The sequence below is a fragment of the Labrys sp. 22185 genome, from assembly GCF_052045555.1.
Classification (GTDB): domain Bacteria; phylum Pseudomonadota; class Alphaproteobacteria; order Rhizobiales; family Labraceae; genus Labrys; species Labrys neptuniae.
The window spans coordinates 70,659-94,406 of sequence record NZ_JBQEPH010000005.1 but is presented as its reverse complement, the minus strand read 5'-3'; the positions used below and the strand labels follow the sequence as shown (position 1 = coordinate 94,406).

23 protein-coding genes are annotated in these 23,748 nt (G+C 63.1%); 13 read left to right on the top strand and 10 right to left on the bottom strand.

All coding sequences use genetic code 11. The features are described from left to right. Nucleotides 1-26: 26 nt before the first annotated feature. Complete coding sequence (locus ACTJKX_RS12285) at nt 27-1,811, bottom strand: MFS transporter (protein WP_440725430.1); 1,785 nt, start codon at nt 1,809-1,811, stop codon at nt 27-29. 438 nt (nt 1,812-2,249) lie between these two features. Here ACTJKX_RS12285 and ACTJKX_RS12280 point away from each other — a divergent pair, with 438 nt between their 5' ends. Continuing rightward, entirely contained in the window at nt 2,250-4,229 is a 1,980-nt protein-coding gene (locus tag ACTJKX_RS12280; RefSeq protein WP_440725429.1) for an ABC transporter substrate-binding protein, read from the top strand. Between the two features lie 57 nt (nt 4,230-4,286). Here the strand turns inward: ACTJKX_RS12280 and ACTJKX_RS12275 are convergent, their stop codons facing one another. Next, nucleotides 4,287-5,801 carry an FAD-dependent oxidoreductase gene (locus ACTJKX_RS12275; RefSeq protein WP_394307967.1) on the bottom strand — a complete coding sequence of 505 codons (1,515 nt, stop codon included), beginning with the start codon at nt 5,799-5,801 and terminating at the stop codon, nt 4,287-4,289. 44 nt (nt 5,802-5,845) lie between these two features. Here ACTJKX_RS12275 and ACTJKX_RS12270 point away from each other — a divergent pair, with 44 nt between their 5' ends. Together ACTJKX_RS12270 and ACTJKX_RS12265 are read left to right on the top strand one after the other, a co-directional pair. Beyond that, on the top strand, nt 5,846-6,328 hold the full coding sequence (locus tag ACTJKX_RS12270; RefSeq protein ID WP_311941879.1) for a MarR family winged helix-turn-helix transcriptional regulator: 483 nt from the start codon (nt 5,846-5,848) through the stop codon (nt 6,326-6,328). A gap of 142 nt (nt 6,329-6,470) precedes the next feature. Then, nucleotides 6,471-6,998, top strand: a complete 528-nt coding sequence (locus tag ACTJKX_RS12265; protein ID WP_394307965.1) for a DUF1697 domain-containing protein — start codon at nt 6,471-6,473, stop codon at nt 6,996-6,998. Between the two features lie 294 nt (nt 6,999-7,292). Here ACTJKX_RS12265 and ACTJKX_RS12260 read toward each other — a convergent pair whose 3' ends face one another. Together ACTJKX_RS12260 and ACTJKX_RS12255 are read right to left on the bottom strand one after the other, a co-directional pair. Next, complete coding sequence (locus ACTJKX_RS12260; RefSeq protein WP_440725428.1) at nt 7,293-8,690, bottom strand: glycerophosphodiester phosphodiesterase family protein; 1,398 nt, start codon at nt 8,688-8,690, stop codon at nt 7,293-7,295. 339 nt (nt 8,691-9,029) lie between these two features. Further along, on the bottom strand, nt 9,030-9,260 hold the full coding sequence (locus tag ACTJKX_RS12255) for a hypothetical protein (protein ID WP_440725427.1): 231 nt from the start codon (nt 9,258-9,260) through the stop codon (nt 9,030-9,032). Between the two features lie 99 nt (nt 9,261-9,359). Between ACTJKX_RS12255 and ACTJKX_RS12250 the strand changes: the two genes are divergently transcribed. From ACTJKX_RS12250 to ACTJKX_RS12235, 4 genes are all read left to right on the top strand, one after another. Then, nucleotides 9,360-10,430 carry an ABC transporter substrate-binding protein gene (locus ACTJKX_RS12250; protein ID WP_311941888.1) on the top strand — a complete coding sequence of 357 codons (1,071 nt, stop codon included), beginning with the start codon at nt 9,360-9,362 and terminating at the stop codon, nt 10,428-10,430. A 189-nt stretch (nt 10,431-10,619) separates the two neighbouring features. After that, complete coding sequence (locus ACTJKX_RS12245; RefSeq protein WP_440725426.1) at nt 10,620-11,453, top strand: ATP-binding cassette domain-containing protein; 834 nt, start codon at nt 10,620-10,622, stop codon at nt 11,451-11,453. Next, nucleotides 11,450-12,736, top strand: a complete 1,287-nt coding sequence (locus ACTJKX_RS12240) for a sugar ABC transporter permease (protein ID WP_311941894.1) — start codon at nt 11,450-11,452, stop codon at nt 12,734-12,736. Before ACTJKX_RS12245 ends, ACTJKX_RS12240 begins: the two co-directional genes overlap by 4 nt. Before the next feature lie 121 nt (nt 12,737-12,857). Further along, the gene (locus tag ACTJKX_RS12235; RefSeq protein ID WP_415087129.1) at nt 12,858-13,616 is read left to right on the top strand and encodes an SDR family oxidoreductase; all 759 of its coding nucleotides are present in this window, start codon (nt 12,858-12,860) and stop codon (nt 13,614-13,616) included. A 98-nt stretch (nt 13,617-13,714) separates the two neighbouring features. Here ACTJKX_RS12235 and ACTJKX_RS12230 read toward each other — a convergent pair whose 3' ends face one another. Next, nucleotides 13,715-14,614 carry a LysR family transcriptional regulator gene (locus ACTJKX_RS12230; protein WP_440725576.1) on the bottom strand — a complete coding sequence of 300 codons (900 nt, stop codon included), beginning with the start codon at nt 14,612-14,614 and terminating at the stop codon, nt 13,715-13,717. A 103-nt stretch (nt 14,615-14,717) separates the two neighbouring features. Here ACTJKX_RS12230 and ACTJKX_RS12225 point away from each other — a divergent pair, with 103 nt between their 5' ends. The 3 genes from ACTJKX_RS12225 to ACTJKX_RS12215 are packed head-to-tail and all read left to right on the top strand — an operon-like array spanning nt 14,718 to nt 16,094. After that, nucleotides 14,718-15,281: a chromate transporter gene (locus ACTJKX_RS12225; RefSeq protein ID WP_440725425.1), complete on the top strand. Its 564-nt coding sequence runs from the start codon at nt 14,718-14,720 to the stop codon at nt 15,279-15,281. Continuing rightward, the gene (locus ACTJKX_RS12220) at nt 15,278-15,811 is read left to right on the top strand and encodes a chromate transporter (RefSeq protein WP_440725424.1); all 534 of its coding nucleotides are present in this window, start codon (nt 15,278-15,280) and stop codon (nt 15,809-15,811) included. The genes ACTJKX_RS12225 and ACTJKX_RS12220 overlap by 4 nt, the downstream gene beginning before the upstream one ends. Before the next feature lie 28 nt (nt 15,812-15,839). Then, nucleotides 15,840-16,094: a hypothetical protein gene (locus ACTJKX_RS12215; protein ID WP_394307952.1), complete on the top strand. Its 255-nt coding sequence runs from the start codon at nt 15,840-15,842 to the stop codon at nt 16,092-16,094. 9 nt (nt 16,095-16,103) lie between these two features. Here the strand turns inward: ACTJKX_RS12215 and ACTJKX_RS12210 are convergent, their stop codons facing one another. From ACTJKX_RS12210 to ACTJKX_RS12200, 3 genes are read right to left on the bottom strand one after another with little or no spacing between them, the layout of a single operon-like run. Continuing rightward, nucleotides 16,104-16,712 (bottom strand): HAD-IA family hydrolase, encoded by a 609-nt coding sequence (locus ACTJKX_RS12210; protein ID WP_440725423.1) that lies wholly within the window; start codon nt 16,710-16,712, stop codon nt 16,104-16,106. 47 nt (nt 16,713-16,759) lie between these two features. Continuing rightward, a complete protein-coding gene (locus tag ACTJKX_RS12205) occupies nt 16,760-17,761 on the bottom strand; it encodes an NADP-dependent oxidoreductase (protein ID WP_440725422.1) in 1,002 nt (333 codons plus the stop codon). A gap of 48 nt (nt 17,762-17,809) precedes the next feature. Then, nucleotides 17,810-18,625, bottom strand: coding sequence for an oxidoreductase (locus ACTJKX_RS12200; protein ID WP_440725421.1), 816 nt, complete (start codon nt 18,623-18,625; stop codon nt 17,810-17,812). Between the two features lie 89 nt (nt 18,626-18,714). On the opposite strand from ACTJKX_RS12200, the gene ACTJKX_RS12195 reads away from it, so the two are divergent. Next, entirely contained in the window at nt 18,715-19,146 is a 432-nt protein-coding gene (locus ACTJKX_RS12195) for a winged helix-turn-helix transcriptional regulator (RefSeq protein ID WP_434955663.1), read from the top strand. A gap of 219 nt (nt 19,147-19,365) precedes the next feature. Here the strand turns inward: ACTJKX_RS12195 and ACTJKX_RS12190 are convergent, their stop codons facing one another. Continuing rightward, nucleotides 19,366-20,940, bottom strand: coding sequence for an MFS transporter (locus ACTJKX_RS12190; RefSeq protein ID WP_440725420.1), 1,575 nt, complete (start codon nt 20,938-20,940; stop codon nt 19,366-19,368). Between the two features lie 151 nt (nt 20,941-21,091). Here ACTJKX_RS12190 and ACTJKX_RS12185 point away from each other — a divergent pair, with 151 nt between their 5' ends. After that, nucleotides 21,092-21,949 (top strand): LysR family transcriptional regulator, encoded by an 858-nt coding sequence (locus ACTJKX_RS12185; protein ID WP_149251501.1) that lies wholly within the window; start codon nt 21,092-21,094, stop codon nt 21,947-21,949. 14 nt (nt 21,950-21,963) lie between these two features. Here the strand turns inward: ACTJKX_RS12185 and ACTJKX_RS12180 are convergent, their stop codons facing one another. Further along, on the bottom strand, nt 21,964-22,446 hold the full coding sequence (locus tag ACTJKX_RS12180) for an Lrp/AsnC family transcriptional regulator (protein ID WP_440725575.1): 483 nt from the start codon (nt 22,444-22,446) through the stop codon (nt 21,964-21,966). Nucleotides 22,447-22,592: 146 nt separating this feature from the next. Here ACTJKX_RS12180 and hppD point away from each other — a divergent pair, with 146 nt between their 5' ends. Beyond that, complete coding sequence (gene hppD, locus ACTJKX_RS12175; protein ID WP_440725419.1) at nt 22,593-23,696, top strand: 4-hydroxyphenylpyruvate dioxygenase; 1,104 nt, start codon at nt 22,593-22,595, stop codon at nt 23,694-23,696. Nucleotides 23,697-23,748: the final 52 nt, after the last annotated feature.

Here is a 23,748-nt window from a genome sequence, read left to right as displayed (position 1 = left end):
CGATTTCCAACTCGTCTGCCTGGCAATCAGGACGGAATATTGTCGAGATCGCGATCCTTGGTTTCCGGCACGAACAGCAAGCCGATCACGAAGGTCAGCGCCGCAACCACGATCGGATACCACAGGCCGTAATAGAGATCGCCGCTGGCCGCCACCATCGCGAAGATCACGAAGGGTACCAGGCCGCCGAACCAGCCATTGCCGATATGATAGGGCAAGGACATGCCGGTATAGCGGATGCGAGTGGGATAGAGCTCCACCAGGGCGGCGGCCATCGGGCCATAGACCAGCGTGACGAGGACGATCAGCACGATCAACATCACCACCAGCATGGGCTTGTTGATCGCGGACTGATCGGCCGGCGCCATCGCATAGGTGGTGGCGGTCTTGTCGGTGCCATCCGGATTCTTGACGACGGCACCGCTGGCATCTTTCACCGGCGCCTGCTTTTCCGACACCGGATATTGATGATCCTTCAAGGCCTTGTAGAGGGCCGTCGTGAACTCGGCTTTCTTGGCCTTGGCAGCGGCAGCGTCGAGGCCTGTCGCGACATAGGACGGGATCACGGTTTCGCCGATCTTCACCGAAGCCGGCGTCCCCGGTGCAGCCGCCTCATTGGTGTAGGACACCGAGCTCGAGGCCAGGAAATTCTTGGCCACGTCGCAGGAGGAGGTGAACTTGGCGGTGCCGATCGGGTCGAACTGAACCGAGCAATCGCCCGGGTCGGCGATGACGCTGACGGCCGATTTGGCGAGTGCGGTCTCGAGCGCCGGATTGGCGTAGTGGGTGATGGCCTTGAAGATCGGCTGGTAGAACACCGCCGCCAGCAGGAAGCCGAGCAGCATGATCCATTTGCGGCCGATCTTGTCGGACAGCCAGCCGAAGAACACGTAGAGCGGCAGGCTGATCGCCAAGGCGACGCCCAACAATAGCGAGGCGGTGGTGAGATCCACGCGCAGGGTCTTGGTCAGATAGAGCAAGGCGTAGAACTGCCCCGAATACCAGACGACGGCCTCGCCGGCGACCATGCCGAACAGCGCGATCAGGCCGATCTTGAGGTTGGACCACTTCAGGAAGGCCTCGCTCAGCGGCGCCTTGGAGGTTGCCCCCTCCTCCTTCATCTTGACGAAGGACGGGCTTTCGGCGAGCTGCATGCGGATCCAGACCGAGATCAGCAAGAGAATGATCGAGATCCAGAAGGGGATACGCCAGCCCCAGTCGCTGAAGGCGGCATCGCTCATATATTGCCGGATCAGCAGGATGATGATCAGCGAGAGCAAGAGACCGCCGGTTGCCGTCGCCTGGATCCAGCCCGTGTAAAGGCCGCGCTTGCCGGCCGGTGCATGCTCGGCGACATAGGTCGCGGCCCCGCCATATTCGCCGCCGAGAGCCAGGCCCTGCACGATGCGCAGCGCGATCAGGATCGTGGGCGCAATGGCGCCGACGCCGAGATTTTGCTGGCACCAGGCATAGCTGGGCAGCAGGCCGACCAGGAAGGTCGAGGCGCCCATCAGCGTGATGGTGACGAGGAAGGTGTATTTGCGTCCGACCAGATCGCCCACGCGACCAAAGACGAGAGCCCCGAAAGGCCGGACGATGAAGCCTGCGGCCCAGGCCAGCAGCGTGGCAAGGAAACTTGCGGTCTCGCTCAGCGAAGAAAAGAAATGGGCGGCGATATAGGTCGCCAATGAACCATAAATGAAGAAATCGTACCATTCGAAAGCCGTGCCCAGAGAAGAGGCGAAGATAACCTTCTTGTCTTCCCTGCTCATCGGCGCCGAAGGGTCTACACTTGCCGTACTGACTGACATCGATGCTCTCCCCCGCCGGCCGGGCACAGCCCAGCGCACCCGTGCCGGATGTCGTGTTTCCTCATCGGCCGTTGACCGGTCCGTTGTCGGCTTTGACGCCGGTGGACGATGTCTGAGGCGAAGAATCCCCCAGACGATCGTCACGCTGTTCAATCAAGCTTCGGCACGCGCCGGCGACTCTGTCCGGAAAAACCACGGGCCCAAATTCGGACGGTTTCATAGATACTTGGCAGCGTCAAATCGTGATTCGAGTTATACTTAGCGACGTTAAGGCGTTCGCCGGCGCAAACCGGACATCATGCTCCCCGCTTTCCTTGCTGCACCGACCCCGCCAACCGGTTGCTTGTTACCGGCATGACTGTCGCAGCCGGCTGCGATGCCTTATGATTCGCCTCAACCTATGGTTGATATTTTTCCGGACATCGAGAGGAACCCGCCATGCGGATGGCCTGGTTGACCTGCCTGCTCCTGGCAATCGGCCTTTCAACCGGAACGCCCGCCGGGGCGCAGATCAAGCTTGGCGTGGCAGGCCCGATGACGGGTCCGAACGCCGTCTTCGGCGAGCAGATGCGAAAAGGTGCCGAGGCGGCTGCGGCAGCCATCAATGCCAAGGGCGGCATCGCCGGCCAGCAGGTGGAGATCGTCGTGGCCGACGACGTTTCCGATCCACGACAGGGCGTGGCGGCTGCCAACAAGCTTGCGGACCAGGGCATCAAGCTGGTGGTGGGGCATTTCAACTCGGGCGTCACCATTCCGGCCTCCGAGATCTATGCCGAGCGCGGCATGATCATGATCTCGCCCTCCGCCACCAATCCGAAGGTAACCGAGCGCGGCCTGTGGAACGTCTTCCGCGTCACTGGCCGCGACGATCGCCAGGGCGGCGTCTGGGCGGACTATGCCGCCAGGAATTTCAAGGGCAAGAGGGTGGCCATCCTGCATGACAAGACCCTCTATGGCCAGGGTCTGGCGGCAAGCGCCCGTGATGCCTTCGCGCGGGCGGGATTCAAGCCGGTGCTGGAGGCTGGTGTCGATGTCGGCGAGAAGGATTATTCCGCCATCGTCGACCGGCTGGGCAAGGCGCGGGCCGACCTTCTGCTCTGGGGCGGCCTCTATACCGAGGCGGCCCTCATTCTCAGGCAGTTGCGCCAACGGGGCCTCAAGACCGTGCTGTTTTCCGGCGACGGCCTGATCGGCAGCGACTTTCCTGCCCTTGGCGGCGATGCCGTGATCGGCACGCTGATGACCTTTCCTCCCCCGCATGGCCAGAACCCTGCGGCCGCCGACATCATCCGCGTGGAACCCTCTCTGGCGGAAGGCTATGGCCTCTACGCCTATGCCGCGATCCAGGTTTTCCAGCAGGCCGCTGCACGGGCCCAAACGCTGGATCCAAGACGCCTGGCGGAAGTGATGCATGCCGGCAAGCCGTTCCGCACCGTTCTCGGCGACATCGCCTTCGACGCCAAGGGCGACCGCACCACGCCCGATCTGATCGTCTATCGCTGGCAAAAAGGAGCCGACGGCACCATCACCTATCAGCCGGCCGAACCGCAGGCCTCGATGATGGTGACGGCTGACGCTTCGCCAGACAATGCCGGCGGTACGATCGAAACGGCCCAGGATACGTCGAAGCCGGCTTTCGCCGTCGACACGGCTCCGATTGCCAAGACCGTCCCTGTCACCAAGTCAGCGCCCGTGATCGATACAACCGGCCCGGCGCCTCGCCGCGTCGCCTTGGTCATCGGCAACTCCGCCTATCGTTCGGTATCCCAGTTGCCGAACACGCTGCGCGACGCCGATCTCATCGGGCAGGCGCTGCGCCAAACCGGGGTGGACGACGTCACGATTGCGCACGACCTCGATCGCGCCGGCATGATCGCCGCACTGAAAGCCTTTGCGCGCAAGGCCGACCAATCGGACTGGGCCGTAATCTACTATGCTGGCCACGGCATCGAGGTGGATAACAAGAACTATCTGATCCCGCTGGACGCCGTGCTCGAATCCGACCGCGATGTTCCCGATGAAGCCGTTCCGCTGGAGCGGGTGATGAGCACGCTCGACGGCGCGCGCAAGCTCAAGCTCGTGGTGCTCGACGCCTGCCGCAACAATCCCTTCATCGCGCAGATGAAGCGGAGCGTGGCGAGCCGTTCCATCGATCGCGGCCTATCGCGCGTGGAGCCGGCCGGCGCCACGCTGGTGGTTTATTCCGCCAAAGAGGGCACCACGGCCGCCGATGGCGATCAGGCCAACAGCCCGTTCGCCCTTTCGCTCGCCAGGCGCCTGGTCGAGCCGGGCGTGGAGATCAACAAGATCTTCCGCTTCGTACGCCAGGATGTGCTCGACGTCACCGGCAACCGCCAGGAACCCTATGTCTACGGCTCGCTGCCACCGGCGGATTTCTTCTTCGTCGCACCGCAATAAGGCCTTGGCCGGGGCGGCGAAGCTTATGCGGCCAGCTCGCCATTCCACCGCAGCGGGTCACGGATGCGCCTGTTCCGGCTGGCCAAGGCCTACCTCCTCGAGATAGCGTTGCAGCATTGCCATTTCGGCGGAAGCAAGGATGGTGGCAATATAGCCATCGGGCCGGACGAGCACCCAATCACCCGGACCGAGAACATAGATGTCGCGGACATGGCCAGCATGGTCGATGATGTCGCCCCGTTCGCCGATATGGTGGATATGCAGCCCGCGGCGAGGTGGCAAGCCGGCCCGGTTGGCCTCGTAGGCCAACAGCGTCCAATGCGGGCCCTTGAACAGGTCGAACAGACGCATGGATTGTCCTGCCGCACCCTGGACCGGCGCGTCCGGAGCCCGATCCCCCGCAAGCACGTCACCATCTCGTGCTAGCCGCTCGATCGTCAGCGACGACTTGGGATAGCCGATATCGAGCTGCTGCGTCTCGCGGCCACGCCGTATCTCGCCGCGTTTGAGATCTTCCAGCAGACTTGTGGAAAGGCCGAGCATGGCTGCGGCTATGGGGCGGCGCTCCTCCTCATAGGTGTCGAGCAGTTGGCCTCGGGCACCGGCCAGAACAGCTGCCAGTTTCCAACCGAGATTATAGGCATCCTGCACGCTGGTATTGAGACCCTGTCCCCCGGTCGGCGGATGCGTATGCGCCGCATCTCCGACCAGGAATACGCGGCCAACGCGATATCGATCGGCAAGCCGGGCGTTCATGCTGAAAGCCGAAGCCCAGGAGACGGATGTCACCTGGATGTCGTCCCGGCCGGTGCGTTGCGCCACCATGGCGTTCAGCCCCTCGACGGAGAGGTCGACGTCGCCTTCAAGCGGAACCGGCCCCTGTATCTGGAAAAGGTCTGTTCCCGCGAGCGGACAAAGCGAGATCTGCCGCTGCATGTCCTTGTCCCCAAAACGATGCCAGACATCCCGGTTCAAACCGGTCAGGGAAACGTCGGCGACGATGGCGCGAACGCCGAGTGTCCTGCCCGGGAAGCCGAGGTCGAGCGCCTGGCGCACGAAACTGCGGCCGCCATCGGCACCGACGAGCCAGCGCACGCGCATGTTCTCTTCGCCCGTCCTGCCGATGATCCGTACTGCTACGCCGGTCTCGTTCTGGTCGAAGCCCACCAATTCTGACCCAAGCTCAGGGTGATGTCCCAATTCTGCAAGACGTTCGCGCAGGATGGCCTCGGTCAAGAACTGCGGCAGCATCAACGGGGTGCGATACGGTTCGGCTGGTATCGGGGCTTGCTGCTCCATGAGTTCGGAATCGCTGTGACTGCCGTCATCATGATAGTGGCGCTGCCGCGGATAGGGCCCACCGGCCGCCGCCATCCGGTCCAGAACTCCGAGGTCCTCGAAGATCTCCAGCGTTCTCGGCTGAATGCCCTTGCCGCGCGATCCGTGGAACGGCTTGTCCATTTTCTCGATCAGTCGGAAGGACACCCCGCGCCGCGCGAGATCGATCGCCAGCGTCAACCCGGCCGCCCCCGCCCCGCAAATGAGAACGTCAACTGCAAATTGCTCTGTCATGCTCATCTCCATATGTGTAATATGCACATAATAGGAGACTGGACATGCCGTCAATTAATAATGTGCAAAATACACATATTAGCACCTTGCTGCGCGAGCTTCACGGCGCGCTGATCGACATCGTCAGCGTGATGAACCGCCCCCAGCGTGACGAGGCGATGGTGCGGGCAGCCGGCATCTCTCTCGATCGCGCTCTGTTTCCGTTGCTGGTCATGGTGGAGCGGCTCGGCCCCATCGGCGTGGTGGAATTGGCCGACCGCGTGGGGCGGGACTACACGACGGTCAGCCGGCAAGTGGCAAAACTCGAGAGCCTCGGCTTGGTGGATCGTCAGGGCAGCGTTGCCGATAGACGTATTCGCGAGGCGACCATTACGCCCAAGGGCAAGGCCATGACCGATCTGGTCGACGCTGCCCGCGAGAAGATGGGCCGCGCGATCTTTGCCGGATGGGAGCCGGGCGATGTTCGGGACCTCGTGCGGCTCATGCGCAGATTCGCGGACGACATCAACGCAACTTCCCCTGAATGATCGACGTGGACGGCCGCCGCGCCCCCGAATTGCCTTGACCATGCATGCCAAGTCCGTGCTGGAATAGCCGATATCCCGCCCAATTGCCTCGACGCTGGCTTACCGACTCGACGTCGCACGTCCCTCGAACAAGGACCCGATCATGCGCTACATCGCCTTGCTGCGTGCCATCAATGTCGGCGGAAGCTCGACGATCAAGATGGCCGAACTGCGCGCCCTCGGCGAAGACCTCGGCTTCTCCGGGGTCACGACCCTGCTCCAGAGCGGCAACCTGACCTTCGAGGCCCGCGAGGCGGCCCTGCCCGATCTTGAGCAGCGCTGGGAACAAGCCGTATTCGAGAAGTTCGGCGTGTCGACCACCTTCATCATCCGTACCACGCCGCAATGGCAGGCTATGATCGATGCCAATCCCTATCCGAGGGAGGCCGCGGACGACCCTGCCCACCTGTTGGCACTCCCCAGCAAGCACGACATCGACCCATCTGCCGTCGCTTCCCTGCGCGTGGCAATCCGGGAACGCGAGAGCGTCGCCGCCGGCGAGCGCTGTCTCTACGCCCATTACCCGGATGGCATCGGCCGTTCCAAGCTCACCACCAAGCTGATCGAGCGCCATCTCGGCACGCTGGTGACCGGCCGCAACTGGAACACGGTTTTGAAATTGGTGGCCTGACGCCACCAAGGGGGACCGCCCAAACCATTTCCACCCGCCCAACCGCCGGCGCGAACGTCCCAGCCGCCATGACGTCGAGCAACGAGAGGTCCTATCCGGGATTGGCAATGGCGATCGCTGGCTTGCGCCGGGAGACCGACAGCATCGCGAGGGGAGCGAGCAGCCAAAGGCAGAGACAATAGATCCGCATGTCGCAGGCCCAGAGCGCGATACCGTCCTGCCCGCGCTCCGCGGTTTTGCTCGGCTGTTATTACACCAACATTGCCGCCTTCATGCGGATGCGAGGGCGGCCTCCTACCAGCCGAGTTCGCGCAGATAGGCAGCGCGGGCCGCGACCCCCGTATGCGTGAAATCGGTGAAAACGCCATCGATGCCCAGCCGGAAGAACTTCAGATATTCCAGGCTCGGATCGCCATGATAATCGGCAGCCAGGTATTTCTTCTCGTTCCGGAAGGTGAAGACATGCACGAACAGGCCGGCCTTGTGCGCATCGGTGACGAGGCTGGTCGCTTCCTGGGTCGAGGCCTCGGGCGTGGAGCCCTTATAGGGCGTGCCGTCGGCATTGCTGTCCTTCCAGGGCGAGATCCTGAGCGAGACGATCTGGGGCTTCCAGGGCCCGATGCCATCGGCATAGGTCTTGATCTCCGCCAGGCCCTCGGGGCTCAGCATCGCATCGAACCAGCGCGCATCGCCCGAAACCGTCCAGTCGAAGGGGCGCGAATTGGTGATGTCGTCATAGAGCACCTTGCCGGTCTTCAGGTCGACACCATCCGCATCGATGAGCTGGACCTGCCGTGTCTGCAGACCGTGTTCGCGCATATATTTCAGGCTGCTCGGCTCGAAACTCTGCACCAGGATAGGAGCCTCCCTGGTGTTGAGGCCATTGTCCTTGATGATCTTGATCAGGGCGTCCTCGAGCGGGCGGCTGCCCGGCGCACCGCAGCCATTGGCGATGGCCTGCGCATTGTTCCAGGTCGGGTTCTTGGTTTCCGGGTAGACGGCGATCGGGCGGCCGGTCTCCTTGCTCTTGGCCTTGGCGATGTCGATGATCTCCTGGAAGCTGAGCACCGGGAACTTGCCGTTGAACACCTTCGGCCGCTCATTGGCCGCGTCATAGGTGGTGCCGGCGATCCAGTTCTTCAGCTCGGCCATGGTGAAATCGGTGACCGACCAGTCATTGGTATGGTCTTCGCCATCGACGACCAGGGACTTCAGCACCGATTTGGGATTGGCCGGATCGGTCAGGTCGGTGAGATATTCGGCGGGACCGCTGGTCGGCGTCTGGGCCCATTTCACCTTGACCATGACGCCGGGCACCGTGCGCTTGCGCGCTGCGACGTCGGCATTGGTCTTGGCCACCTCGGCGACGTTGGTGTTGTCGCTCAGCCAGGGATTGTGGCGTGCCACCAGCACGCAATCCTTGGTCAGGTGCAGATCCTCTTCGAGCGCATCCGTTCCGAGGGCGGCGGCGAGATCATACGAAGCCTCCGTCTCCTCGGGCACCAGACCCGGCACGCCACGATGCCCGATCACCAGCGGCGGCTTGCCGTCGAGGGTGTGGAAGGGCCTAGTGCCGGCAGGTGCGGCATCGGATTGGGCAAGAACCGCCGACGGGGCTGCAAGCCCCAGGGAGGCAGCACCAAGCAAAGCCACACCGACGCGTAGATTCCATCGCGCGCAACCATATCTCATGACCGGTTCTCCAACCCTTCGCTCGCTTGATCTGTGAATGCCCACCCCCGGTCTTCTTGTCCCAGTTTTCTGACAATGGCATGACCTGGGGACAGATCCTCGCCTCCGGCTACGCTTCCTTCTCGAAGCACGTGTTTTGAGCCAGGCAGAGGAGCCGGCCAGGCGGTCAGCCGACCCCGCGTTCAGGCGATCAAAAAAGTATCACCACACCCCGTGAAACGTGGTGGCACGTAGTTTCCCCAACGGGTTAGCTTCCTGTCACTGGAGAGCCGACGGCTCGAGAGCAAACGGCCAGGCCAAGAACACCACGCAAGGCCGGCCGCGTTTTGGGGGAGACGGTCATGCCCAGGGGTCCGAACGCAGCCCGGCAGAGGCGCTGCGAGCATCATCGCCGATCCATTTCAACGCGGCCCGAAGCGTCACTTTCGTCCATGGAAAGCGAGCCGGCACGCCACGCCAGCCGGCTTCTTCCCATTGGCAGCGCCCCAGCGACACGAAGTGCCTGACGGGCCGATCAAAAAATAGCAGCGCCTTGGCACCTTGCGGCCAGCCAATGCGTTGTACCGCCAAGCTCCATCCCGGAACGCGGCGGATGCAAGACCGATCCCGGCCGCGCAACGTCACCATCGATCATTCGCACAATCATAATATCCAAGGGAGAAAGCCCGAATGAAACTCACATCCTTGAAGTCCACCGGCGCGGCCGTCCTGGCCTTGTCCCTGCTTGGCAGCGCATCGGCTCTGGCCCAGGATGCGGCGGTCAAGGACGCCACCGTGGCGTTCCTCATGCCCGACCAGGGCTCGACCCGCTATGAAGAGCATGATCATCCCGGCTTCGTCGCCCAGATGAAGAAGCTGTGCGAGAGCTGCAAGGTGCTCTACCAGAACGCCGACGCCTCGATCTCCAAGCAGCAGCAGCAATTCAACTCGGTGATCACCCAGGGCGCCAAGGTCATCGTGCTCGATCCGGTCGACTCGGCCGCGGCAGCTTCCATGGTCAAGCAGGCGCAAGGCCAGGGCATCAAGGTCATCGCCTATGACCGTCCCATTCCCGACGCCAAGGCCGATTTCTACGTCTCCTTCGACAACAAGGCGATCGGCAAGGCCATTGCCGAGTCCCTGGTCGAGCATCTGAAGGCGACCAAGGCACCGACCGAGGACACGGGCGTGCTGCAGATCAACGGCTCGCCGACCGACGCGGCCGCCCGGCTGATCCGGGACGGCATCCATGAGGGCCTCAAGGACAGCGGCTACAAGACCCTGGCCGAGTTCGACACGCCCAACTGGCTGCCCTCCAACGCTCAGCAATGGGCAAGCGGCCAGATCTCGCGCTTCAGCAAGAAGATCGTCGGCGTGGTCGCCGCCAATGACGGCACCGGCGGCGGCGCGATCGCGGCCTTCAAGGCCGCCGGCGTCGACCCCGTGCCGCCCGTCACCGGCAATGACGCCACCCTCGCCGCCCTCCAGCTGATCATCGCCGGCGACCAGTACAACACGATCTCCAAGCCGAGCGAGATCGTCGCCGCAGCCGCCGCCGACGTCGCCGTAGAGCTCCTCGCCGGCAAGACGCCCAAGGCCGAGGCCACCCTGTTCGACACCCCCTCCAAACTGTTCGTGCCGGCCATCGTGACCTCCAAGAACCTGAAGGCGGAGATCATCGACAAGAAGATCGCCACGGCAGACCAGCTCTGCGGCGGCCGCTATGCCGAAGGCTGCAAGAAGCTCGGCATCACCCAGTAAGCCGATGACGGGTCCCCCGGCCGCCTTCGCGCGGCCTGGGGATCACGGCTGCCACGGAATTGTTGTCGACTGTAGACTTCATACAATGCCGCGCGGCACCACACCATGACAGCCGGCCTCGGGCTTGAGGCATTGCCACACCCTTCCTGCAGCCAGGCATTCCCGATCCATCTATGAAAGGACTCCGGTATGACTGACCTTTCTTCCGGTTCCACATCGGCCAATGCGCCCACGGGCGAGCTCATCTTGAGCCTGCGCAACGTCTCCAAGCATTTCGGTGCCGTATCCGCCCTGACCGATATCGAGCTCGACGTGCATGCTGGCGAGGTCGTGGCGCTGGTCGGCGACAACGGTGCCGGCAAGTCGACCCTGGTCAAGGTGCTGGCCGGCGTCCACCAGCCCAGCTCCGGCACCATCACCTTCCACGGCAAGCCGGTAACGCTCGCAACGCCGAGCGACGCCCTCAATCTCGGCATCGCCACCGTGTTCCAGGATCTTGCTCTGTGCGAGAACCTCGACTCGGTCGCCAACATCTTCCTCGGCCGCGAACTCGAGCCCTACCGGCTCGATGAAGTCTCGATGGAGATCAAGGCCTGGAAGCTGCTCAACGAATTGTCGGCCCGCATTCCCAGCGTGCGCGAACCCATCGCCTCCCTGTCGGGCGGCCAGCGCCAGACCGTCGCCATCGCCCGTTCGCTGCTGCTCGACCCCAAGATCATCCTGCTCGACGAGCCGACGGCGGCCCTCGGCGTCGCCCAGACAGCCGAGGTACTCGATCTCATCGAGCGCGTACGCGACCGGGGCCTGGGCGTGGTGATGATCAGCCACAACATGGACGACGTGCGTGCCGTGGCCGACCGCATCGTGGTGCTCCGGCTCGGACGCAACAATGGGGTGTTCTACCCCCATGATTCCCATCAGGACCTCATCAGCGCCATTACCGGAGCCGCCGAAAACTCGGTGTCCCGCCGCACGACGCGACGCCAGGCACAGGCCGACCAGAGCCAGGAGAGCCAGCCATGACCAGCAATATCGAGCAAGGTCGCTCAGATTCGGGCGCCTCCAAATCGGGCTCCTCCAAGACACCGCTCGACCGCGCCGATGTGCGGGTGAAACATGACGACAGCATCGGCGGCGCCATCAATGCCTTCCTGGAGCGCATAAGGTCGGGCGATCTCGGCTTCCTGCCGGTGATCGTCGGCCTCATCCTGATCTGCATCGTGTTCCAGAGCCTGAGCCCGGTCTTCCTCTCGGCCAACAATCTGGTCAATCTGCTGTTCGACTGCTCGACGGTCGGCGTGATCGCCCTCGGTATCGTCTGCATCCTGATGCTGGGCGAGATCGACCTCTCCGTCGGCTCGGTGAGCGGCCTGTCCTCGGCCCTGCTCGGCGTGCTCTGGGTCAATCTGAACTGGCCGGTGGTGCTGGCCATTCCCGCCGCGATCCTGGCGGGCATGGCCATCGGCGCCGTCTACGCCTTCCTGTTCAACCGTTTCGGCATGCCGAGCTTCGTCGCCACCCTGGCGGGCCTGCTGGCCGTGCTCGGCCTGCAGCTCTATCTGCTCGGCTCGACCGGCTCCATCAACCTGCCCTACGGCTCGGAGGTGGTGAATTTCGGCCAGACCATGACGATGCCCCACGCGCTCGCCTATGCGCTGGCCGCCATCGCGGGCGTGGTGATCTTCTATGCCGATTTCCGTACCGCATCGCGCCGCCGCGAGGCCGGGCTCTCCGCCCGCCCCCTCGCCTTCATCCTGCTGCGCGCCGCCGCGATCACCATCGCGCTCGAACTGGTGGTGTTCTATCTCAACCAGGACCGCGGCGTGCCGTGGATGTTCACCCTGTTCGTCGTCCTGGTCGTGGTGATGAACTACGCGCTGACCCGCACCAAATGGGGCCGCTCGATGAACGCCGTCGGCGGCAATCGCGAGGCAGCACGGCGCGCCGGCATCAATGTGCGCTTCATCTATGCCTCCGCCTTCGTGACCTGCGCCGGCCTGGCGGCGACCGGCGGCATCCTGGCCGCGGCACGCCTGGCGTCCGCCAGCCAGCAGGCCGGCACCGGCGAGGTGAACCTCAATGCCATCGCCTCGGCGGTCATCGGCGGCACCAGCCTGTTCGGCGGTCGCGGGAGCGCCTATTCGGCCCTGCTCGGCATCATCGTGATCCAGGCGATTTCGAGCGGGCTGACGCTGCTCGATCTGTCCTCGTCGCTGCGCTACATGATTACCGGCGCCGTGCTCGCCATCGCCGTGATCGTCGACTCCCTGGCCCGCAGGTCCCGCGTTTCCCATGGCCGCGCCTGACCTTGTCCCGAGCCGGTAAGTCGTTGTCGATCAAGAGCTTGCCGGCTCGTTTTCCCAAGATACTCAAAATTGTAACGGGAGGCTTCCGCCCTCGCGGAAACCGATGCAGGAGATACCAATCATGGAACAAGGCCTCAATAGCCAGAACGTTTCGGGCCAGAACTTCACCGGCAAGGTCGCGGCCATCACCGGCGCCGCTTCAGGCATCGGCCTGGAATGCGCCAAGGCCCTGCTGGCGGCCGGCGCCCGCGTCGTCTTCGTCGATCGCGCCGAGGATGCCCTCAGAACGATCTGCGCGGAACTCGGACCGAACGCCATTCCGGTGGTCACCAACCTGCTCGATCCAGCCAGCGTATCGCGCATGATGCCCGAGATTCTCGACAAGGCCGGCCAGCTCGACATCTTTCACGCCAATGCCGGTTCCTATATCGGCGGCGAGGTGGTCGAGGGTGATCCCGATGCCTGGGACCGCATGCTCAATCTCAACATCAACGCCGCCTTCCGCACGGTGCGCGAAGTGCTGCCGCATATGGTGGAGCGCAAGACCGGCGACATCATCGTCACCTCTTCGGTCGCGGGCATGATCCCGGTGGTGTGGGAGCCTGTTTACACCGCTTCCAAGCATGCGGTGCAAGCCTTCGTCCATACGGTCCGGCGTCAGGTTGCCAAGCATGGCATCCGCGTCGGCGCCGTTCAGCCCGGTCCCGTGGTCACCGCCCTGATCAGCGACTGGCCCAAGGCCAAGCTCGATGCGGCCCTGGCCGCCGGCGACCTCATGCAGCCGACGGAAGTGGCCGCGGCGGTGATGTTCATGCTCAGCCGGCCCCGCAACGTCACCATCCGCGACCTGGTGATCCTGCCCCAGGCCAACGATCTATGAATGATCGCCGGGAATGGGCGCTGCTTCCTGAACCGTAGCGTAGCCCCTCTCGAGCAGAGCATGTGTCTCGCCCAGGCCCGATGCTCCCCTGATAACGATCAAGCCTGCTGGCGCACCATGTCCAGGAACCTTGCCAGGCTGGGGCTCAGCTCGTCCGCGCGGCGCGCGAGGTAGAGCGACGCCGTCAGCCCCGTCGTGCCGTCGAGGCGTCGATAGACGATGCCATTCGTCTCCAGCTTCGCCATGGAAGCCGGCACGATCGAGAGACCGAGGCCGGCCGAGACCAGGCTCAGCGTCGAGACCATCCTCGGCGTTTCCTGCCCCACCATCGGGCTGAACCCTGCAGCACGGCAGGCCGCGATGATGTCGTCATAGAGGCCCGGGCCGGAGGGGCGACGGTTGAGCACGAAGGTCTCGTTCGCAAGAGCGCCCAGCGACAGGCGTTGCCGGCGCAGGGACGCGGCGGCAAGCGGATGATGGTCCGGCAGGGCGACCAGCATCTCCTCGACATGGAGAGGCTCCACGATGAGCCCGTCGGGCCTGGCAGCCGGGGCGCGGACAAAGGCCGCATCCAGGCGATCGGCGCGCAGCAATTCGATGAGATCGCCGGTGCTGCCTTCTTCCAGCGATAGAGCAATGCCGGGTGCGGCCTCGCGTAGCCCGCGCATGACGGCGGAGACCAGCGGATGGAAGGCTGCCGAGGTCGTATAGCCGACCGCAAGCCTGCCCTGTTCACCGCGCGCCGCCCTCTTGGTTGCCTCCAGCGCCGCATCGACATCCTGCAGGACGAGGCGGGCCCGCTCCACCAGCACCCGTCCCGGCTCGGTCAATCGGACACCGCGGGGCAAGCGCTGGAACAGGGGCGCGCCGACGGCGCGCTCCAGCGCGCGGATCTGCTGGCTGAGCGGCGGCTGCTGGATGCCAAGGCGCTCGGCCGCCCGTGTCACATGGCCCTCATCCGCAACGGTCACGGCATAGCGAAGATGGCGTAATTCGATCATGTCATATTCTTTAGATATGGATATTACCAATACCATATATTGGACATGATGGGTCGGGAAGCCTAGCTTTCGTGCAAATTTTCCAGGCAAGGCCCGACATATGGATGCTGCAACCCCATCCCTCCCAGTGGAGAGGAGATCCCCCGACATCGCCGACCTGTTCGGTGGTTTCCTCACTCTGGGCCTGATCGGCTTTGGCGGCGTGCTGCCGCTGGCGCGCCGCATGATCGTGGAAGAGCGCGGCTGGCTGAATGCCCAGGAATTCGCCGATCTCCTCGGCCTGTGCCAGTTCCTGCCGGGCGGCAACATCATCAACATGTCGGTGGCCATCGGCTTGCGCTTCCGCGGCGTGGCCGGTGCCTGCGCGGCCCTTCTCGGCCTGATCGCCGCTCCGACCGCGATCGTCATCGGGCTTGGCGTGCTCTATAACCGCTTCCATGCCGACCCGCATGTCCACCGCCTCTTTGCCGGGCTTTCGGCGGCTGCGGCGGGGCTGCTCATCTCGATGGCAATCAAGGTCGCCCGTCCGCTCCGGCGTGATTTCGCCGGAATCCTGGTCGCGTGCGCTTGCTTCCTGGCGATCGCCGTGCTGCGCCTACCGCTGCTGGCGACCATGCTGGTCCTGGCACCTCTCGGCATTTTCATGGCCTGGAGGAAGGCATGATGGCATCCCCGCTGCTGACCCTCGCCTTGATCTTCACCGAGCTTTCTCTGCTCGCCTTCGGCGGCGGCAATACCATCCTGCCCGAAATGCACCGGCAGGTGGTCGATATCCAGCACTGGATGTCGGCGCAGCAATTCAGTGCGATGTTTGCCCTGGCACAGGCCGCTCCCGGCCCGAACATGATGATCGTGCCGCTCGTCGGCTGGCACGTCGCGGGATTGCCGGGCGTTCTAGTGACCTCGCTCGCCAAGTTCGGCCCCTCCTCCCTGATCACCGGTATCGCCCTCCGGCTCTGGGACCGCTTCCGCGACCGGCCCTGGCGGCAGAAGGTACAGGCGGGCCTGCTGCCGATGACGGTCGGGCTGGTAACGGCGAGCGCTGCCGTGATCGCCGAAGCCTCCGCCGAAACCTGGCTGCTGGCGGGCATAATCGCCGTCTCGGCCTTTCTCACCGCGACGACCCGCATCCATCCGTTGCTGGTGCTGGCGGGTGGCGCCGCGATCGGATTGAGCGGGCTCACCCAGTTCTGAGGCGAGGACCAAGAGGAGGCTTTTGGCCATGACGAGATCGACGTCCGATCCGCTCGACGCCCTGCTGCGCGATCTCCTGGCCTGGCTGTCGTGCGGCGACCGCCCCTATGCCGAGGTCATGGAAGCGTGGCGGACATCATGCCCGCGCCTGCCGGTTTGGGAAGAAGCCAATGAGCGCGGCTTCGTTTCCCGCAACCGGATCGACGGCGAGGCGATGGTGGGCCTGACCGAGACGGGTCGCCGTTTCCTGGCACCGGCAAGCAGCCTCGAAAACCACGGCTGACGAGAGCTATTAGCCCAACGCCACGCCCCTGCCCGCCAGCAAGGCCAATAGCCAGCCCTCGCCCAGAAATACTTCGGCCTGGAAACCGGCCTGCCTTGCGCCTTCGACATTGGCGGGCAGGTCGTCGAAAAAGATGCAGCTGCCAGGATCGATGCCGGCCTTTTCGGCCACCACCTGGAAGGAACGCAGCGAGGGTTTCTCATGCCCGATCTCATGGCTGAGATAGGGCTCGAAACCGGCCAGCACGCCGCCCGACGCTTTCCGTACGAAATCCCAATGTTCCTGATTGGTGTTCGAGAAGATCATCACCCGGTTGCGCTTTGCCAGGCGCCCCATGACGGCAAGCATGGAGGGATTGACGGCGAGATGGCAGCTCCAATCCTCGACGAAAACGTCCCACGAAGCCTCATACCCGCCCACCTCGGCCAATTGCTGGTGAAACAGGCGGATCGGTGTTCCCGTGCCCCAACGCGATTGCCGGAACAGGCCCACCACCTCCTCGGGCGTCCAAGAGGGATGGCAGCGTGAAGCCAGGCGCTCAAACAGCACGGCATTGTCGTGCTCCACCACGACGCCGCCGAGATCGAAGACGAGCGCTTGGAACGGCGAAGACGACATGATGCTTCCTGCTTTCAAATCCGCTGACCTCTATTGGTCCCCAGACGTCACTTCACAGCGACGACGACCTTCCCCTTCGCACGACCCGTTTCGACATAGCCCAGTGCTTCGTTGGTCCTCTCGAACGGGAAAACCGAGTCAATTACCGGGCGTATGCCGCCCGCCTCGATCAGGGAAGTGATCTTACCAAGTTGCCCGCCGTTGGCTGTCATAAAGAGAAACGAATAGCTGATTTTTTGCCGTCTCGATTTTCTCCTAATACCGGAGCTCAGCAGGCGCATGACCTGTTGAAGCAGCCAGCCCGAGCCATTCTGTCTCGCGAAGTCCGGATCCGGCGGACCAGAAATCGAGATGAGCTTGCCGCCCGGCTTCAGCACAGCAAGGGATTTTTCCAGCGTATCCTTCCCGAGGCTGTTCAGCACGACGTCGTAACCCTGCAGCACTTTCTCGAAATCATCCTTCTTGTAGTCGACCACGACGTCCGCGCCGAGACTTTTCACAAGAGCGATATTGGCCGTACTCGTGGTCGTGGCCACATGAGCCCCCAGATGCTTGGCAAGCTGGATCGCGATCGTGCCCACGCCGCCCGAGCCGGCATGGATCAGAACCTTCTGCCCCTTCTGCAACTCGGCCCGCTCGACCAGCGCCTGCCAGGCCGTCAGGGTGACAAGCGGAATGGATGCAGCCTCGATCATACTCAGATTGTTAGGCTTGATCGCCACATCGGCCTCGTCCATGGCGATATACTCGGCAAAAGTCCCGATGCGATCCTGGGCCGGACGTGCGTAGACCTCGTCGCCAGGCTTGAAGCGCCGGACATTGGCCCCGACTCGCACCACCACGCCCGCTACATCGTTGCCCAGCACCAGAGGAAGGCGGTAGGGCAGGATCAACTTGAACTCCCCGTTCCTGATCTTGCTGTCGAGGAGGTTCACGCTGGCAGCTTGAATCTCCACCATGACGTCATTCGCAAGCAACGCTGGCTCGGGACTTTCGCTGAGCCGCAGAACACCGCCTTTCGTGTAGCGGTCAATCAGGAATGATCTCATTAGATTGACTTTCGTTTCTATGGAAAGCAGGCAGTCCGAGCAATGCTGTCAGACCGGCAAACGAAACTGTTTACGCAAACTCTTGTCGAATACATCTGAAGGGGCAAACCGGCGCAGCATGCCGATCTGCTGCGCCGCCTTGCCAGCGGTATAGCGGCGTCGCGGACGGGCGTCGGTCGCGGCCTTGACCACCACAGCGGCCACGACATCTGGCAGATCGGCTTTGGGCATCACGTCGCGAAGGAGCGCGTCGAGCCCAGCTCGAGCGCCATCATATTCATTCAAGATGGAATCCGGCTTAATCCCATTCTGGTCGAAGACAGTGCGGACGAACGCCGGCTCGATAACCGAGACGCGAATATTGAAGGCACGAACCTCGTGATCCAGTGATTCCGAATAGCCCTCGATTGCGTGTTTTGCCGCTGAATAATGAGCCGCATACGGCGCAGGTATGAGGCCCAAGATCGAGCCGATGTTGATGATGCGTCCTTTGCCGTGCCGCCGCATCGACGGCAACACGGCATTGGTCATGCGGATGACGCCGAACAGATTGACGTCGAACAGGGCTTGCACCTGTGCAACCGAGGATTCCTCAGCGCCCCCTAGGAGGCCGAGACCAGCGTTATTCACCAGAAGATCGATCCGCCCCGCGCGGCCCAGGACCTCGTCTACGAGGCTCTGAACGGAGGCATCGCTGGTTACGTCGCAGATCAGCATCGTGATCCCGTCCGCAGTGTCGGGCATCGTCTTTCGGCTGGTACCGAAGACACGGTAGCCATTGCGACGCAGCGCCTGTGCGGTCACCAGCCCGATGCCGGAGGAGGCCCCCGTGACCAAGGCAATGCCGCGTTCTGTCTTGCTCATCAGGTTCGACTTTCATTTTATCGTGGAACATCGATGAGCGATCCATTACTATCAATTCGATAGTAAGTCACTACTAAAAAGATACTGACATGAAAAAGCTTTCGGATCAGCCATGTCTGATCGCCCGCAGCCTAGCGCTTGTGGGTGACGCATGGAGCATGCTGATCCTGCGCGACGCTCATGCGGGGCTGACCCGCTTCGATGATTTTCGCAAGAGCCTCGGTATCGCGCCGACGATGCTGACGGGGCGGCTTTCAGCCCTGACCGACGACGGGCTGCTGGAGAAACGCCGCTATTCCGACCGCCCGCCACGGGACGAATATGTATTGACGGAAGCCGGCCGCGACTTTCTGCCGGTGCTGTTTGCGATCGGTGCCTGGGGACGCAAACATCGCGGCGGGGGCAAGGTGACCCGGTTCTTCGACGCTGAGACCGGAACGGAGATCGATCCCGTCACCATCGACCGTCAGACCGGCGCTCCTGTCGGAACACGTCCTATTCGTATCGCCGCGCCCGAATAGTCTGCCCACGGCAGATAAAGCCGCGCCTGACAACTCCTGTTGAAAGCTCGCTTCCAGTTGGGGGGCCGGTGACGCTCCGTTCGTCAAGCGACGTCTCAGGGAGTTGCTGCCAAATGCGGATGTCGGACTCCTAGGTTCCGAACCTAGAAAAGCATTGCGGCGCCGATAGGTTCAACGGCGCCGCTCGACTATTTTGCCTTTTGTATACGATCGAATACTTCATTCCCCTTTCAGAGCGACAGCAGGCGAAGGCGCAACTTCGCGTTCGGCCTTGCCCACCGTCTGTGCCTGTCCGGATCCGAAGATCAGATAGCTGAGAATGGCTAGCACGATCACGCCGATACCCCCATAGAGCATCACCAGCCCGAAGCTGTCGACCAGCGCGGCGTGAACGAGAGAGCCGGAAGGATCCGCCCCGGCGAGTTTGGGCACGTCCTGGCTCAGGCTGGCGAGATTGCCGGCGGCGACCTTCTCCGCCAGCGTCCGCAATTCCTCGGTTCCCAGCGCCGCCCCAAGGCTCGCCTGCAGCGAGGCCCGGATACCTTCGACCAGGACGAGACCCATCACCGCGATATTGATGGCCAGGGTGATCAGGCGGGCACTGATATCAATGCCGGAGGCCATGCCGGCCCTGTCCGGCGATACCGAGGCGGTGGTGGTGTTGGTGGTGGGCGTCGAGGTGATGCCGATGCCGAGGCCGGCGATCAGGAGGCCCGGCAGCAGGGTCAGCCAATTGGCGCCCTCGATGCCGGCGCCGATCTTCATGGCGAGGAAACCGAGGCCGATCGTCATCAGGCCAAGGGGGATGGCGATCCGGGCCTGATAACGCCGGCGCAGGGCCTCGCCGAGCGGCGGACCGACCATGAAGGGCAAGGTGTAGGCCAGGAGCAGCAGGCCCGCCTGCGTCGCGTCATAACCAAGACCGCTCGAGACATAGATCGGCAGATAGATGATGAAGGGCCAATAGCTGAAATTCATGCCGATGCAGCCCATGATTGCGCCTGAGAACTGGCGGATGCGAAACACCGAGAAGTCGAACATCGGATGCGGGCTGATCTTTTCGGCCACCAGAAAGGCAACGAAGGCGACGATGGCCACTGCCGCGGCGCCCCAGCGCATGGCCGGTGTCAGGTCGGCTCCCTGGGTGATCAGATAGGAGAAACCGAATACCGCCAGGGACAGCGTGACGATACCGGCCAGATCGATGCGCTTGGCCTGAGGATCACGCGATTCCCGGACGCCGACCGCGATGAGGAGCAGAGCCACACCGGCTAGCGGGACATGGATGAGGAACACCCACTGCCAGTTTGAAAGCGAAACGATCAGACCACCGATCAGCGGGCCGAAACCAAGGCCGACACCCGAGACGATGCCCCAGGCCGTGAAGGCCCGGCCGCGCTCGGCGCCCTCCTGGAACTGGTGCGAGAGCACCGCCACCGTGCACAACAACATGGCGCCACCGGCCAGGCCCTGCAGGAAGCGGGCAATGATCAGCACCAGCGAATCCTGGGCGAGGCCGCAGATCAGCGAGGCCAGGGCGAAGGCAATGGTGGTGATCACGGTCACCCGTTTGCGGCCAAAACGATCGGCCAGGGTGCCGGTCGCCATCAAGACCGTGGTGCATGCAATGGTATAGGCGTTCATGATCCACTGCAGATCCTTGAAATCGGCCTTGAGCGCGGTTTCGAGGGTCGGCAGGATCACCGGCACGCTGGAAATCTCCAGCCCGAACAAGAGGGAAGCGAGACACACGCCCGCCAATGCGACGGCATTACGCCCTGTCTGAACAGTCATGATCGAACAACCTGGTCCGGGGCCGGCGGCGATGGCCGCGCACTCTTCCCCCGGCTCTTGAAAAAGACGGTTGTCCTCACATAGAAGAAGGCCGATCATATAAAAAGACGATCATCATCTATTTCAGAAATGACAAAATGGTATTGATGCGATGACGACGCTGGATGTCGATGCCGTCAAGGCCTTCGTGATGGTGGCCGACCTGCAGAGTTTCACCCGGGCCGCCGAGGCGCTGGCCAGCACGCAGGCGACCATCAGCGTCAAATTGCGGCGGTTGGAAGAAAAGCTCGGCGCAAGGCTGATCGAGCGCACGCCGCGGCGGGTGCGCCTGTCACCGCGCGGCGCTGCCTTCCTGCCCGCCGCACGCGATTTCATCGCCGCCCATGAACGGGCGATCGCCGAGTTCGCTTCGGCGCCCTGCCGGCTCTCGCTCGGCTTCGTCGATCATGTCGCCGGCCCCGAACTGCCTGCCCTGTTGGCGCAGCTCAACGCCCACGATCCGACGCTCACCTTGAAGGTGAAGATCGACACCACCACCATGCTGATGGCCGCGCTCGACGAAGGCGGACTCGACGCCGTCATCGTCCACAATGAGGACGATCGCAGGCCGGGTACGCCGCTGTCGGCGACCCATTACGGCTGGTACGCTGCCCCGCATTTCGAATGGTGCAGGGAAAAGCCCCTGCCGCTCGCCATGCTGAGCATGTGCGAAACCTGCCCCGATCGCCTGCGCTCCACGGAAGCTCTCGAACGGGCGGGCCTGGCCTGGAGCGAGACCTTCGTCGGCGGCGGCGGCTCGGCCCTCAATCTTGCCGTTTCCGCCGGCGTCGCGGTCGCGGCCCTCGCCCATCGCGTCGCCCCGCCCGGCGTGGTCGAAGTCAGCGCCAAGCTCGGCCTGCCTCCCTTGCCGCCATCGCAAATCATCCTGCATTGCAACACTATGTCGCCGCGGGCACGGGACGCCCTGCGCATCCTCACCACAGCCTTCCGGGAACACCGGACGACTTGAGCGCCAAGGGAGCATCATTCCTCCTGGTGGATGCTGGAAAGCGGCAACCCCTCGAAGCGCTTCAGCGTGTCCAGCACGATGGAGGTCTTCACGTGCTGCACGGAATCATGCGGCAGCAAGACCTCGTTCACGAAGCGCGACAGGCCGGCAAGCCCGCGCGTTGCGATCTTGAGGTGGTAGTCCATCTCCCCGGTGAGCGCATAGGCCTCCAGCACCTCCGGCAGGTCGTTGACCAGCTGGGCGAATTTGCGGGCATTGTCGCGATTGTGGGTGGCGAGCGTCACGGAGATCACTACCAGGAGGTCGAGCCCGACCTTGTGCGGATCGAGGCTGGCCTGGTAGCCGCAGATCACTCCTGATGCCTCCAGGCGGGAGCGCCGGCGCGAGCATTGCGAAGCCGATAGCGCAATCTTCTCCGAAAGCTCGATATTGGTCAGGCGGCCGTCACGCTGCAGCTCCCGCAAGATTCGCAGATCATAAGCGTCGAGATCGATCATTGCATCAATCCGGGATTTCATGCGCGCTTCATGCATAGTTTTTGCCAAACACGCGAAAGATGCAAGCACATTGCATACGCATAGTGTCACAATTCCTCTCAAAGCGAAGGGCGCGTCATCGCCCCTTTCACAGCCAGGAGGAAAATATGGGCCCCTTCCCGCACGATGCGCCCCCCGCAGCCATCACTCCCGACAATCCCGCCGGAACGGACGGGTTCGAATTCGTCGAATTCGCCCATCCCGAACCCGCCAAGCTGCAGGCGCTGTTCACCAGCATGGGCTATGTGCCGGTTGCCACCCACAAGACCAAGGACATCACGGTCTGGCGCCAGGGCGACATCAACTACATCGTCAATGCCGAGCCCGGCAGCCACGCCATGCGCTTCGTCGAAACCCATGGTCCCTGCGCACCCGCCATGGCCTGGCGCGTGGTCGACGCGAGGCACGCCTTTGAGCATGCGGTGGCCCGAGGCGCCACGCCCTATGAAGGCAATGACAAGACGCTGGACGTGCCGGCCATCGTCGGCATAGGCGGTTCCCTGCTCTATTTCATCGACGCCTATGGCGAAAAGGGCTCTGCCTATACCCAGGAATTCGACTGGCTGGGCGAGCCTGATCCAAAGCCGGCCGGTGTCGGCTTCTATTATCTCGATCACCTGACCCACAATGTCTATCGCGGCAACATGGACAAATGGTGGGCCTTCTACCGCGAGCTTTTCGGCTTCAAGCAGATCCACTTCTTCAACATCGACGGCCGCATCACCGGCCTGGTCAGCCGCGCCATCACCTCGCCCTGCGGCAAGATCCGCATCCCGCTCAACGAGTCCAAGGACGACACCAGCCAGATCGAGGAATTCCTCAAGAAATATCATGGCGAAGGCATCCAGCACATCGCCGTCGGCACCGAGGGGATCTACGACTCGGTCGACAAATTGGCTGCCAACGGCCTGAAATTCATGCCGGGCCCGCCCGACACCTATTACGAGCGCTCCCATGCCCGGGTGAATGGCCATGACGAGCCAATCGAGCGCATGAAAAAGCACGGTATCCTGATCGACGGCGAAGGCGTGCGCGATGGTGGCATGACCAAGATCCTCTTGCAGATCTTCTCCAAGACGGTGATCGGCCCGATCTTCTTCGAATTCATCCAGCGCAAGGGCGACGAGGGATTCGGCGAGGGCAATTTCCGCGCCTTGTTCGAGTCGATCGAAGAGGACCAGATCCGGCGCGGCGCCCTGGCTGCCGAGTAGCCACCTTCAGAAACATGAAGAAGAAGCCGACGCCATCACGGCGTCGGCTTTG